This window comes from Myroides sp. LJL116, assembly GCF_054871685.1.
In genome coordinates, this window is sequence record NZ_JBTXLR010000004.1 from 100469 (window position 1) to 114338 (window position 13870).

14 protein-coding genes and 1 tRNA gene are annotated in these 13870 nt (G+C 33.7%); 7 read left to right on the plus strand and 8 right to left on the minus strand.

Going from position 1 to position 13870, the window contains the following annotated elements; all coding sequences use genetic code 11:
* The first annotated feature begins 258 nt into the window (after positions 1-258).
* Positions 259-1764: an aldehyde dehydrogenase family protein gene (locus ACYSNM_RS05035; RefSeq protein WP_461755893.1), complete on the plus strand. Its 1506-nt coding sequence runs from the start codon at positions 259-261 to the stop codon at positions 1762-1764.
* Between the two features lie 13 nt (positions 1765-1777).
* Positions 1778-2158, plus strand: a complete 381-nt coding sequence (locus ACYSNM_RS05040; protein WP_461755894.1) for a DUF779 domain-containing protein — start codon at positions 1778-1780, stop codon at positions 2156-2158.
* A gap of 80 nt (positions 2159-2238) precedes the next feature.
* Here the strand turns inward: ACYSNM_RS05040 and ACYSNM_RS05045 are convergent.
* Positions 2239-2312: transfer RNA gene (locus tag ACYSNM_RS05045), tRNA-Met, on the minus strand.
* Positions 2313-2448: 136 nt separating this feature from the next.
* Between ACYSNM_RS05045 and ACYSNM_RS05050 the strand changes: the two genes are divergently transcribed.
* Together ACYSNM_RS05050 and ACYSNM_RS05055 are read left to right on the plus strand one after the other, a co-directional pair.
* Complete coding sequence (locus ACYSNM_RS05050; RefSeq protein ID WP_461755895.1) at positions 2449-2835, plus strand: START-like domain-containing protein; 387 nt, start codon at positions 2449-2451, stop codon at positions 2833-2835.
* A gap of 55 nt (positions 2836-2890) precedes the next feature.
* Positions 2891-3733, plus strand: a complete 843-nt coding sequence (locus ACYSNM_RS05055; RefSeq protein WP_461755896.1) for an aminotransferase class IV — start codon at positions 2891-2893, stop codon at positions 3731-3733.
* On the opposite strand, the gene ACYSNM_RS05060 is transcribed toward ACYSNM_RS05055, so the two are convergent.
* From ACYSNM_RS05060 to ACYSNM_RS05080, 5 genes are all read right to left on the minus strand, one after another.
* Positions 3730-4296, minus strand: coding sequence for a YqgE/AlgH family protein (locus ACYSNM_RS05060; RefSeq protein ID WP_461755897.1), 567 nt, complete (start codon positions 4294-4296; stop codon positions 3730-3732). The genes ACYSNM_RS05055 and ACYSNM_RS05060 overlap by 4 nt on opposite strands.
* Positions 4297-4419: 123 nt before the next feature.
* Entirely contained in the window at positions 4420-4734 is a 315-nt protein-coding gene (locus ACYSNM_RS05065) for an HU family DNA-binding protein (RefSeq protein WP_461755987.1), read from the minus strand.
* A 129-nt stretch (positions 4735-4863) separates the two neighbouring features.
* On the minus strand, positions 4864-5808 hold the full coding sequence (gene fmt, locus ACYSNM_RS05070) for a methionyl-tRNA formyltransferase (RefSeq protein WP_461755898.1): 945 nt from the start codon (positions 5806-5808) through the stop codon (positions 4864-4866).
* 77 nt (positions 5809-5885) lie between these two features.
* Complete coding sequence (locus tag ACYSNM_RS05075) at positions 5886-7601, minus strand: RecQ family ATP-dependent DNA helicase (RefSeq protein ID WP_461755899.1); 1716 nt, start codon at positions 7599-7601, stop codon at positions 5886-5888.
* Between the two features lie 119 nt (positions 7602-7720).
* Positions 7721-8254, minus strand: a complete 534-nt coding sequence (locus ACYSNM_RS05080) for an AAA family ATPase (RefSeq protein ID WP_461755900.1) — start codon at positions 8252-8254, stop codon at positions 7721-7723.
* A 120-nt stretch (positions 8255-8374) separates the two neighbouring features.
* On the opposite strand from ACYSNM_RS05080, the gene ACYSNM_RS05085 reads away from it, so the two are divergent.
* From ACYSNM_RS05085 to murA, 3 genes are all read left to right on the plus strand, one after another.
* Positions 8375-8659 carry a DUF493 family protein gene (locus tag ACYSNM_RS05085; protein ID WP_461753550.1) on the plus strand — a complete coding sequence of 95 codons (285 nt, stop codon included), beginning with the start codon at positions 8375-8377 and terminating at the stop codon, positions 8657-8659.
* A 92-nt stretch (positions 8660-8751) separates the two neighbouring features.
* Complete coding sequence (locus tag ACYSNM_RS05090; RefSeq protein WP_461755901.1) at positions 8752-9456, plus strand: DUF4290 domain-containing protein; 705 nt, start codon at positions 8752-8754, stop codon at positions 9454-9456.
* Positions 9456-10763: a UDP-N-acetylglucosamine 1-carboxyvinyltransferase gene (gene murA / locus ACYSNM_RS05095; protein ID WP_461755902.1), complete on the plus strand. Its 1308-nt coding sequence runs from the start codon at positions 9456-9458 to the stop codon at positions 10761-10763. Before ACYSNM_RS05090 ends, murA begins: the two co-directional genes overlap by 1 nt.
* Positions 10764-10816: 53 nt before the next feature.
* On the opposite strand, the gene ACYSNM_RS05100 is transcribed toward murA, so the two are convergent.
* Entirely contained in the window at positions 10817-13300 is a 2484-nt protein-coding gene (locus ACYSNM_RS05100) for a DUF5686 family protein (RefSeq protein ID WP_461755903.1), read from the minus strand.
* Between the two features lie 6 nt (positions 13301-13306).
* Positions 13307-13723: a type II 3-dehydroquinate dehydratase gene (aroQ, locus tag ACYSNM_RS05105; RefSeq protein WP_461755904.1), complete on the minus strand. Its 417-nt coding sequence runs from the start codon at positions 13721-13723 to the stop codon at positions 13307-13309.
* Positions 13724-13870 lie beyond the last annotated feature (147 nt).

A 13870-nucleotide genomic window follows, 5' to 3' on the forward strand; every position in this document is an offset into this window, starting at 1 on the left:
ACAAACGTGTTTTTAGTATTAAGTCATTTATTTTGAATTGTTTACTATTTACGTTTTTTTGCATTCTTTTTTATGAAAATACAGATAGTTGCTTTTTCTCTAAAGACAGGCCTTGTGTTTAAATGGTTAAACTAAGTTGCCTTTTCTAGTATAAAGCTAAGGGGGTAAATGTTAAATGTTTGATTAGGCGTCAGTTAAATTCTTCTATTTCAAGTAAAGTTATTATATTAGGGAAACAAACCTAAAACTTTAAAATCAATGGAAAAGACTATCAAATTCCCGGAATTTAAAAAAAAATATGACAACTATATAGGTGGAGAGTTCGTTGCCCCAGTTAAAGGTAAGTACTTCGAATCGATTACTCCAATTACAGGTAAGGCTTTTGCTGAGGTTGCTCACTCTTCTGAAGAGGATTTAACTCTAGCGGTTGATGCAGCTGAAAAAGCATTTGAGACATGGAGTAAAACTTCTGCTGCAGAACGTAGTGCTGTTTTAAATAAGATTGCAGACCGCATGCAAGAGCATTTAGAATATATCGCTACGGTAGAAACTATCGATAATGGAAAGCCAATTAGAGAGACTTTAAATGCGGATATTCCACTAGCTATTGATCACTTTAGATATTTTGCAAGTGTTATTCGCGCTGAAGAAGGATCTTTATCTGAGTTAGATAAAAATACCGTTTCTTTAATTGTATACGAACCAATTGGAGTAGTAGCTCAGATTATTCCATGGAACTTCCCAATTTTGATGGCTGTTTGGAAATTAGCTCCAGCTTTAGCTGCAGGAAATGCAGTGGTTTTAAAGCCAGCTGAAAGTACTCCGGTATCTATTATGATATTAATGGAGTTAATTGCAGATATTGTTCCTAAAGGAGTAATTAACGTTGTAAATGGTTTCGGAAGTGAATTAGGACAAGCACTTGTAACTAATCCTAAAGTTAGAAAAGCCGCTTTTACAGGAAGTACGCCAACAGGAAGATTAGTGATGCAATATGCTACAGAAAATATCATTCCAGTAACATTAGAATTAGGAGGTAAATCACCAAATATCTTCTTTGAATCTGTGATGGATCAAGATGATGCGTTCTTAGATAAGGCAATTGAGGGAGCTGTACTTTTTGCTTTCAACCAAGGAGAGATTTGTACTTGCCCTTCTAGATTATTAATCCAGGAGAGTATTTACGATAAGTTTATCGCTAAGGTGATTGAAAGAGTCAAGGCAATTAAGTTTGGTAACCCACTAGACCCAACTACAATGATGGGGGCTCAGGCTTCTAAGATGCAGTATGATAAGATTTCTTCTTATTTAAAATTAGGTAAAGAAGAAGGAGCAGAGGTTCTAGTAGGAGGTAACGTAAATAAACTTCCTGGAGAACTTGCCGAGGGGTATTATATCGAGCCAACATTATTTAAAGGAAATAATAAGATGAGAATCTTCCAAGAAGAGATTTTCGGACCTGTATTGGCAGTAACTACCTTTAAAGATGAAGCAGAGGCAATTGAAATTGCCAATGATACTTTATATGGTTTAGGAGCTGGAGTATGGACAAGAGATGCTCATCAGCTTTATCAAGTACCTAGAGCTATTCAAGCTGGACGTGTTTGGGTAAACAATTACCATGCTTATCCTGCTGGAGCTCCTTTTGGAGGATATAAGCAATCGGGAATCGGAAGAGAGAACCATAAAATGATGTTAGATTATTATAGACAAGCTAAAAATATGCTTATCTCTTACGACAAAAATAAATTAGGATTTTTTTAAAAGGTAATTCTCTATGAAAAAGGTAAGCCGAATAGATGTAACTCAAAAAGCAAAGGATTTAATTCAAGAGCTAGCCCAAGAGCATGGAGAACTTATGTTTTACCAAGCAGGAGGGTGTTGTGAGGGTACTCAGCCCATGTGTTTCAAAAAAGGAGGGTACTATCTAAGGAGAAAGGATGTGAAAATAGGAAGTATTATGGGATATGATTTTTGGGTAGACAGAGATCTATTTGAATACTGGAAACATGCCCATTTTACCATTGATGTATTTGATGGCTTTGGAACTGGAGGATTTTCTTTAGAAATCCCAAAGGGAAAAACCTTTAAAGTTATTTATCGATTATTCACTCCTGAGGAATTAGAAAATCTAGAGGATCTTGTTATTAATCCTTAAAAAGGCGAAATTTTTTTCAAAGAATATATCTTAAAATAGAAAAGAGCTATTGTATTTAAAATACGATAGCTCTTTTTTTGTAGCGAAGACGGGAGTTGAACCCGTGACCTCAGGGTTATGAATCCTGCGCTCTAACCGACTGAGCTACCTCGCCAAAGGAATGCATTGAGTTGTTCAATGCGGGTGCAAAAGTAATAAAATGTTTTTTAAAAACAAAGGCTTATTGTGGTGAAAAACATTTTTTTATTTGAAATAAATGTCTATATTCGAAAAACTAAAACACAAAAGCTATGAAAGAAAAGTACGAGCTAGAATTTTCTATTAACGCTTCACCGCAATTATTGTATCAATATGTATCGGACCCTTCGGGTTTAAGCGAATGGTTTGCTGATAATGTTAATTCTAGGGGTGAGCTATATTCTTTTGCTTGGGGAGACTCTGTAGAAAAGGCTAAACTAGTGACTAGAAAAACGGATGAACGCGTTCGTTACAGATGGTTAGACGAGGAAGATAACGAAACAGAATACTACTTTGAGATCCGCATCTCTAAAGATGAATTAACCAAAGATGTTACTTTGACTGTAACGGATTTTGCAGAAGAGGATGAGGTTTCCGAGAGTAAGCAATTATGGGAAAATCAAATCAGTGATTTAAAACAAGTATTAGGTTCAGCTTAATATTTAGATAAATAAAACATATATTTGCCGTTAATAGTAATCAGAAAAAAACACTATGATTAATGTTAACGGCAAACTTGTTTCTACAGCAGACATTTCTTTAGAAACCAATAGAGGTTTTTTATATGGGGATGCTGTATTTGAAACAATTAAAGTACTGGATAATAAAGTACTTTTTTTAGAGGACCATTATTTTCGTTTAATGTCTTCTATGCGTATTTTACGTATGTCTATTCCAATGGAGTTCACCATGGAATATTTCCAAGATCAAATTATCGCATTAACTAGCACTTTGGATAAAGAGGTAAAAAGCTATAGAGTGCGTTTTACTTGCTATAGACAACCAGGTGGAACCTATTTGCCTACAACAAGACAAATAGGGTATATCGTTACTGCAGCGCCTTTACAAGACCCTTTATATACCATTGATGAAAAGCGTTACGAGGTAGAATTATATAAAGATTTTTATGTGAGTAAAAACCTTCTTTCTACTTTGAAAACTACTAATCGCTTGATTAACGTAACAGGTAGTATTTTTGCAAGTGAAAACGATTACCAAAACTGTTTATTGCTAAACGAGGAGAAAAGCGTCATTGAAGCTTTAAATGGTAACTTATTTGTGGTGAAAGACAAGGTGGTTAAAACTCCAGATTTAACTCAAGGTTGTATCAAAGGAGTAATGCGTAAGCAAATCATTGAACTATTAGAAAAACACCCAGATTATACTTTAGTGGAAGAGCCTATTTCTGCCTTTGAATTACAAAAGGCCGATGAGATGTTCCTTACAAATGCTATTGTAGGTATTCAGCCTATTACGCAATACCGTAAGAAGACATATGGTAATACACTTAGTAAAGACTTAGTAAATAGATTAAATGCAAAAATCCGACTTCTTTAATTGAAGTTCGGATTTTGTGGTGCATTTTGCCATACATCGTATTTTGAACCAAGAGCTTGAATAGTCTTTTTCCAAAAATCTTTACTGTTTTGATGGAATAGTTCTTCTGGATTGGTGATGTTGGATTTTATCCAAAAGTTATCTTCGAGCTCATTATTTAATTGCTCACAGTCCCAACCAGTGTAGCCAAGGAAGAAACGAAGGTTTTCTTTTGTTATTAATCCTTGGTTTAACAAAGAAAATATTTGTTCATAATCTCCTCCCCAATATAATTGGTCTTGGATTAATTGACTATCGTGGATAAGTTCAGGTACGTTATGGATGCAAAATATTTTATCTTGTTCCACTGGTCCTCCGTCATATACTGTAAAGCTAGCTTGCGCACTTGGAATTAATTGGTCTAAGGTTAAGTCCATTGGTTTATTTAAAATAAAACCAATAGAACCTTCGCTATTTTGATCAGCTATAAGAATAACTGTTCTAGAAAATGGCGCATCTAAAGGATTAGAAGAAGGCAGAGATACAATGATGTCTCCTTTGGTTAATGAGCTTGAAACAGACATAATAACGATATTAAGAATTGATAGCTTAATTAAATATAACAAAAAAGCCTCATTAAACAAATAATGAGGCTTTTAATATTTTATAAAATATGCTTAAGTGTAAGCAATCGTCAATAAAAAATATTATTTATTAACAGCTGATTCTAATTCTGAACCTGCTTTGAATTTTACTACTTTTTTAGCTGCAATTTCGATTGTTTTTCCTGTTTGTGGATTTCTTCCCTCTCTAGCTGCTCTTTCTGAAATAGACCATGATCCAAATCCTACTAAAGAAATCTTATCTCCTTTAGCTAAAGTTGTTTCAATATTCTTTAAAAAAGATTCTAATGCTTTTTTTGCTGCTACTTTGCTTATTTCTGCATCTTTTGCGATTGCATCAATTAATTCTGTTTTGTTCATAATAATTTTTTTAAAAGGTTGATTTCTAAACGTCCTTATTACAAATTTAGGGTTATTCTGTTATAAAGCAAGCTTTTGGCTAAAAAAAAACGTTAAAGTTAGCTTTTCTTTAAAGGGTTAAATTACAATAATGTAATAAAATACAATAAAGTGTTGATTTATAGTTTATTAAAGTGCTTTTGCGTTAGAACTTAACGTAAAGCCATTTAGTAACTCCTTGGTTTCCATTGGTTTTTTACCAGGTAATTGTAAACGTAAAATTTCTAAGAAACCATTGCGAACTGCGATTTTTAATTCTTTCTTAGTAGTGATAATTTGACCTATAGTAAAGGTGTGGTTTTCTTCTATAAAACGAGACTCATAGATTTTTACGCTCCATAATTGGTCTTGGTCTTGGAATTCACACCATGCACTTGGATAAGGAGATAACCCTCTAATGTGATTGAAGATATCCTCACCTGACTTTTGAAAATCTATTTTACAATTATCCTTATTTAATTTATAAGCTGTTTTTGTATCCTCACTTGGTTGCGTAGTTAACTCTACTTTATCTTCTTGAATTAATTCTAAAGTATCTAAAACTGTATCGGCTCCTAATAGCATTAATCTATCGTGTAAAAGACCTGCGCTTTCTAAAGGCATAATAGGAGTTTCCTTTTTAAGGATGATAGCTCCGGTGTCAATTTTTTCATCGATAAAGAAAGTTGTAACTCCTGTTTTTTTCTCTCCATTGATAATCGCCCAGTTAATTGGGGCAGCTCCTCTATAATCAGGTAGAAGGGAAGCGTGTAAGTTAAATGTTCCATACTCTGGCATTTTCCACACCACCTCAGGAAGCATACGAAAAGCAACTACCACTTGTAGGTTTGCCTGGTAAGATTTCAATTCTTCTAAAAAGGCTGGGTCTTTTAAGTTTGTTGGCTGAAGTATTGGAAGATCATGCTCTAAAGCATACTCTTTTACTGCAGAATACTTGATTTTTTGCCCTCTTCCAGCTGGTCTGTCTGGAGCTGTTATTACTCCAACAATGTTGTAGTTGTTTTGGTATATAGCATCTAGGATACCCACTGCAAAATCAGGGGTTCCCATAAATAGAATTCTTAGATCTCTCATGTGTTTATTAGTTTATAACTATAAGTTACAAGTATACATTTTGAATGTGGGTGGATCTTGTAGGTCTTATAGGTGTTTTATTTGTTTTTATTTTTAATACAACTACTACAGATTTGACAATCCTCCATAGTGGGTTGATCAAAATATTCTAAGAGTAGATTGTTTTTACATTTAGTATCGTCTTGTATGTATTTTAAAACCCATTGAAATTGTGCGGTTTTTAAAGCATTGTATTTCTCTAGATAACCAAAAGTACGATATAGGGTTCTTTCTTGCTCATAAGTTTCATTAAAAAGAATAGATAAATCATTATTCACAGGAGTGTAATTCACTAATTCTTCTTGATGCCAAGTTTGTAAAAACTGATTTATTTGCTCTGGGGTTATTTGATTTTCTAGGGCTAATGCTTCAATAGCTATTTCCTGTTCTTGATCATAAACACCAGGATAAGTACTTAGTATCTGTAAAAGGATTTGTTCCTCAATAGGGTCTTGTTGTACAAGGTCAAATAACTCAGCTGTAGAGCCCGTCAGCTGTAGCCTTGGATTTTGGATAAAGTTTTGGGTGAATTTGATAATTCCTTGACGATCTAAAAACTGTAAGGCATTGAATGCTTGTAGGGTGTTGAATTTATTTCGTTTACAAAATGTATTGAAATTAAAACTATAGCGCTGGTTGTATCCTTCTCCGTAAGCAATGTTTAAAAAGTTGTTTAGCTTTTTGTAAATCAACTTTAAAAATTCTTTATCAAACAATGTAGAATCAAAAAATCCTTGGCTGGTTTGTATTTCTTCTTGCTCCACTAAAATGCTACAAAAAGCTCTATTGCCATCTCTTCCTGCTCTTCCTGCTTCTTGGTAATAGTTTTCTAGGTTCTCAGGAAATTGTACGTGAATTACGTTTTTGACATTCTCCTTGTCAATACCCATACCAAAGGCATTCGTAGCCACTATAATTGGTGTGGTTTGATCTAGCCACTGTTTTAAAACTTTTTTCTTTTGTGTTGCTCCTAAACCTCCATGGTAAAAACTGGTCTTAAAACCTAGGCTATTTAGCGCCTGGGCATAGTTTTGGGTTTCTTTCCTATTTCTTACATAGATAATAGTAGGGGCATAATTCTTTTGTAGTATTTTTTGTATGATTTCTACTTTGTCCTTTACCTTATATACCCCATAAATTAAGTTTTCTCTATAGAAACTTTGCTCAAATATATTGGGATTATCCAATTGAAGAATTTGACATATATCCTCTATAACCCTTTTATTGGCCGAACCTGTAAGGGCAATAATAGGGGTGTTTTCAAAATGTGTTTTCAGATTTGTTAGCTTTAAGTAAGCTGGACGGAAATCATGACCCCACTGAGAAATACAGTGCGCCTCATCAATGGCAATAGTTTGAATAGAGAGCTTTTTTAAACGCTCTAAGATCCAATCTTGTTCCAATCGCTCTGGAGAAATATAGATGAATTTGTAGTTGCCATATTGGCAATTATCAAATACTGCATCTATTTCATGCATAGGCATTCCTCCAATTATGGCAGTTGCTTTAATCTGCTTTTGGTTCAAATTTTGAATTTGATCTTGTATCAAAGCAATTAATGGACTTACCACAAGACAAATACCTGGTTGCATTAAAGCAGGAATTTGAAAACAAATACTCTTACCGCCTCCTGTGGGTAGTAGAGCAAAAGTATCTTTTTTGTCCAATACCGATGCAATAATTTGCTCTTGTAGTGGTCTGAAACTTTGGTGTTTCCAATATTTTTTTAAGACATCTAAGGCATTTGCTAGCATAGTAGAATAACAAAAAAAGGGAATAAATATAATTGTAAAAATACGAAATTTTTGACATACTTAAAAAGGCTTATAGTCAGATACTATAAGCCTTTATGTTAAAATATAAATATTTTTTATTATATTCGGTCAATGATAAATTTCATTCGGTTTTCCACCGTGTCTTTAGGTACTTCAATTAAGTCGTAACCATAGGTTTTATAAGTGGAAACTAAATGCTGGTGTATCTGTGATGCTTGGTCAAAGTTTTCATATCTTTGTTCATCACTCACATATATTCCCTCCCAAGGTGGAAGTAAGAATATTTGATGGTATACATGTTTTTTACACGCAGAATCAAAGCTCTCTGGGTAGGAATCTCCTTTGTAATGCATATAAGCTAATACATCTGGAATTCCACGATCGATAAAAACAACCTCTGCCTGCTCTTGGCATGCATCTTGATGTTGTTTGATTCTTCCCTCTAGTAGTAGTTTACTAAAAAGTAATGGTTCAGTAAGAAATAGATTATCAATACCTTGTTCTTGCGCTTGCTTGGTAACGGCCCTAGAAATTTCTGGGAAGCATATATAGCCATGTTTAGATAGCTCGTCAATAAGCGTAGTTTTCCCTGAACCTGGGCCTCCTATTATTAAGATGATTTTTTTATTCATTTCTGCGGTAAATATCAAAGGTGCAAAAGTACAAAATATACTTATTAACGAAAGAGTTTTAACTACATCTTTTGAAAAAACTAACATTAAAATTGATTATATTTGCGTAATAAATACATTATGGACGAAAAAACAAAAGACTTCTACAAGCGTCTACAAGATGAGCTTGAGAAAGATATGACCTGGCCAGGAGCTTATTTATTTAAATTTATTGTACCTGGTGATCCAAAAAACCTTGCATTAATTGAGGAGGTTTTTGATAATACAGATGCTCAAATACAAACCCGTAATTCAAGCAATGGTAAATTTACCAGTGTTTCTATAAAGGTTACTATGGACAGTTCTCAGCAAATTATTGATAAATATATTGCTGTATCTCCTATAGAGGGTTTGATTTCTTTGTAAAATAAGGTACTTACCAATGGATAGATACTCTGTTCATTGGTAAGTGTTTTACCACTCCTTTTGCTTTAAACCCTTTTTGAAATTAACTACCCATGAAATTCAAGTCTCAAGACGCTATCCAAGAACTTAACTATAATACTTTACGAGAACAATTGGTTATTCCCGAATATGGAAGACATATTCAAAGTATGATTAACCATATTTGTACTATTGAAGATAGAGAACAAAGAAATAAAGCTGCACAATATGCCATTGATGTAATGGGAAGCATGAATCCCCATTTGAGAGATGTGCCGGATTTTCAGCATAAACTTTGGGATCAATTATTTATTATCGCTAAGTTCCAATTAGATGTAGATAGTCCCTTTCCTATAGCTACAAAGGAAACAACTACTAATAAACCAGAGTTGTTACCTTATCCTCAAAACCACCCTAAGTATAGGTTTTACGGTAATAATATTACCTACATGATTAATGAGGCCTTGAAGTTTGAGGAGGGTGAAATGAAAGATGCTTTGATTATGGTTATTGCCAATCACATGAAAAAGAGTTTTTTGTCATGGAATAAGGATACAGTAACCGATGAGGTAATTTTCGATCATCTATACGAGTTAAGTAAAGGAAAGATTAATCTGTCTAAAAAAGAGGAGGAGCTTTCTTCTACTAATAATTTGATGCAGGTTAATAAGAAGCAATCCAATAAAATGAATTATGGAACTACTAACCAAAGAAGTAATTCCAATAATAAGAAATACAAAAACAACAATAATAATCACCAGTTTAAAGGTAAAAAATAATGGGTACATTTAAAATTGAGGGAGGATTTCAATTAAAAGGAGAAATTCATGCTCAAGGAGCCAAAAATGAGGCTTTACAAATACTATGTGCTGTTTTGTTAACTCCAGAAAAGGTTGTTATTTCTAACATACCTAATATTATAGACGTTAATAAATTAATTGATTTATTAGAAAAACTAGGGGTTAAGATAGAGCGTTTATCACCAAATAAAATGTCTTTTCAAGCCGATGAGCTAGATTTAGACTTTTTGAGTTCTCAAGAGTTTAAAGATGGAGGTAGATCTATTAGAGGTTCCATTATGATGGTAGGACCTTTATTAGCAAGATTTGGAAAAGGATATATTCCAAAACCAGGAGGAGATAAAATTGGTCGCCGCCGTTTGGACACCCACTTTGAAGGTTTTATAAAATTAGGAGCTACCTTTAGATACAATAAAGAAGAGTATTTTTATGGGGTAGAGGCCAAGGAGTTAATAGGAACAGATATGCTTTTAGATGAAGCATCTGTAACTGGAACGGCCAATATATTAATGGCTAGTGTACTAGCTAAAGGCATAACAACGATTTATAATGCAGCTTGTGAACCATATATTCAACAACTTTGTAAGATGTTAAATAATATGGGGGCAAAAATTAGCGGTATAGGATCAAATCTTTTAACCATTGAAGGAGTTAAGTCTCTACATGGATGTGAGCATAGAATGCTTCCGGATATGATTGAAATCGGTTCTTGGATAGGACTAGCTGCCATGACAAAGAGTGAGATTACCATTAAAAACGTAGGATGGGAGCATTTAGGGGTAATTCCAAGTGTTTTTGCTCGTTTGGGTATTACCATAGAAAAACGTGGAGATGATATTTTTATCCCAGAACACAAAGATGGATATGAAATCCAAAGCTTTATAGATGGATCGATTTTAACTATATCGGACGCTCCATGGCCAGGGTTAACTCCAGACTTACTAAGTGTTATCTTAGTTGTAGCTACTCAGGCAAGAGGAGAGGTTTTAATCCATCAAAAGATGTTTGAAAGCAGATTGTTCTTTGTGGATAAATTAATCGATATGGGAGCAAAGATTATCTTATGTGATCCCCATAGAGCTGTAGTGATTGGACATGATTTTAAGAGCCAATTAAAAGCTACTAATATGAGTTCTCCAGATATTAGAGCTGGTGTTTCATTGTTGATTGCTTCTTTATCTGCTAAAGGAGTAAGTGTTATTCAGAATATTGATCAAATCGATAGAGGATACGAATCAATTGATGAACGTCTACGTGCTATTGGAGCAAAAATTGAAAGAATCTAACCTTACGGGGTATAAGAATACTAAAAAAGCTACTATGTAAATAGTAGCTTTTTTTATTTTTGGATCATATCTAAGATTTTAATACCCAGCACAAATCCATGCTTTTTTGGAGCATCTGGAGAAATAGAGGTAAAGTAATCTATTCTAAATGGGCGAAACTTCTTAATGCCTATATTATTAAACCCTACACTGAATTCTTGGTAAACATCCTTCTCAGGGACTTCTAAAAGGTGAAAACCTACCACGAAAGAAAAGCCAGTTTTATTTAGTAAGGGAATTTTATTTATAAGATATCCTCTAAAGTCGTGTTCCATATGGAATTCTACATAGGAAATATTAGTACTATAGCTATAATAAGGCAAAAGGTTAAACTGTTTATTGTACACAGGAGTACTTCCAATAAAAGTTTGGTTACCATTAAAGTGCTTATAATCGGTAAAGGAAATAGGGTTTTGCTCTAAGTATCGACCTAGGGACAGACCAATAAATAAATCTCCATATATACCAATGTTGTTATTAAAAGTTGTACTAAGGCTTACAAAAGTATAGTTATAGTCCGAAGTAGTGGAGTTTAATGCTTTTCTTAAGTTTAAAGAAATAACAGGATAAGCAGAAACAGGTAAGTATTGCTTTTGATCTGGGTAACTGATAATCTTTTGATCAAAAACTACATCTAGTTGCATATCTAAACTAAAGGCCTTGTTGTTAATAAAAGGCTTGCTTTGGAAATCCTCCGGATCCAAAGGGTTGTTAGACTCAAAACTAAGATGAGGAACAAAGGGTGGATGCTCTAGGTGATTACTAAGAGTTCTTCGATTAGCATACTCTAAATAACCTTTGAACTTTAATCCTGTAAATACATATTGTTCATACTGAAGTTGTATAAAGTCTTTTTGGAAATACTTTGCGTAGTTCTTCCCAAACCAAGCACTAGCAAAGGAGTTGATAGGAGTTTTAATAGGGTCATCCCAATTGAATTGTGAAATACTTGACCCTCCTGAAATAGATATTTTATTGTAATTAATCTCATTGAGTAAATGGGAAGCATAACCAGAGAAGCGGGTTTTGTTCTCCGATACCCCATAATTTAGAATAGCTCCAGCACTTGTTTTGGCTCCACTTTGGTATATTTTAGAAAAGTCAAGACCAGTTGTTACGTTAAAGCCTTGTACTGCGTTAAAAGCAAAAGTGGATAAAAGACCCCTATAGGAATAGGTGGTGCTTTTATTAGAATTGATATAACGGTAGCCTTTAAGGAATTTAAAAAGAGTGATGTTGTTGTTCCTTTTATCAATGGAGTCCAACATAACAATGGTTTGCTCTTTATTTAATATTTTCCTAGCTTGAAAATTTTGGATTTCTTTTTTGGGTAATGCATAAGGACGGATTGTATCCCAAAATTCTTCCGAATTTTGTTTAAAGTTCTCTTGGTAGCTTATCAGTTCATTAGAAAAATCTTTTTTCCCTAATAAATGGTCTCTCTTATAGTTGTAGAAAAACGAATTAAACTGACCTGTGAAATCAAAGACAATAAATTTTCCATCGATATAAAGGTTTTGTTGTTGCTTTATATATCTATTCATCGCCTTATCGTATTGGAAATACTGTGCTACTACTAATTGCTTAGCCAAAGGTAATCCTACGTTGGCTCCTTGCATACTGGCGTAAATACTAGTTAGTTGCCATAAGTGATCACTTATAGTCATTTCCCCTGTTAACACAGGTTCTCTTTCCCTTTTTGGAGTAAAAGAGATGGTGTAAATGGTATAACCTTCTAAATCCTTTTGTATATTAATTACTTTAAAGTTATAGTAGTTTCTAGCATAAGAAACCAAAGGGGAGATTATTCTAAGTTGGTTCGATACCTTTGGAGCATAAAAGTCTAGGTGAGAATCTATACCACTTTGCAGAAATATATCTCTTGAATCACCAGTTTCTCTTTGTGCAATTACTTGTTCATGCACATAGTTTTGGTTTAATACAGTTATATCCGAAATGAATTCTCCTGCATATAAATAAGCATTGGGTAAGGAAAGATCTAGGCGAATGTCTAGGTCTTTACGGTGTTGTCCTAAAAAGGTTTGTCTATCTCCTGCTAATTGGATGTTACCTTTGGAATAATAACCTACTGTGTATTTAGTAGGAGGTTTGTTTTTACCTACTAAGTCTAGTAAGAATAAAGCATAATCATCCTGAGGGTTTTTAAAACTAAATAAACCTTTATTATAGGTATTAAGGGTAAAGTCTTGTTTAAGTTGTTCTTTCTCTTTTAGGTTATACTCCATTTGTCTACTTAAATAACCAGTAGCTTGTACCTGTATAGTACCTCTTTGAGGAATTTGAGTAAAGTAGTAATACCCCAGGGAGTCTGTGGTTGTTTGTAATGCAGTATCTCTAAAAAATACTTTTGCATTTTTTAGAGCAACTTTATCCTCATTGATTACCCGTCCTTTTGCCGTGAAATTTTGGCTAAAGCTGGGTAATTGCCAAGAGAGTAAAAAATAAAGGCAACATAAAAAGGATATAGGTAAGCGCATTGGCAATTACATGGTAAAGTAACTAAGGGCTAAATTATAGCTCTTAAGGCCAAAGCCAACTATAACCCCTTGACAAACTTTAGAAAGATAAGAATGGTGTCTAAATTCTTCCCTAGCAAAAGTATTAGAAATATGTACCTCGATTACTTTTGTAGTAATACCAGAGATTGCATCAGCTAGTGCGATCGAAGTATGGGTGTATGCTCCTGCGTTAAGAATAATACCATCATAAGAAAAACCAACTTGATGGATTTTATCAATAAGTTCGCCTTCAATATTACTTTGGTAATACTCAATATCTAGAGTAGGGAAACTAGCCTTTAGTTGCTCTAAGTAATCTTCAAAACTCAAGCTTCCGTAGATATGAGGCTCTCTTTTACCTAAGAGGTTTAAGTTAGGACCGTTTATAATGATTATTTTCATAGTAATATTAGCGTGGTTTATATAGGCAAAGATAATTATTAATTCATTGTTTAATATAATAAGTTCAACTAATTATGCAGGGCAAAGCCATTTAAAAAAGGTTTTGTATAAATAAGCACACTAAAAAAGTTCTATTATTCACACTTG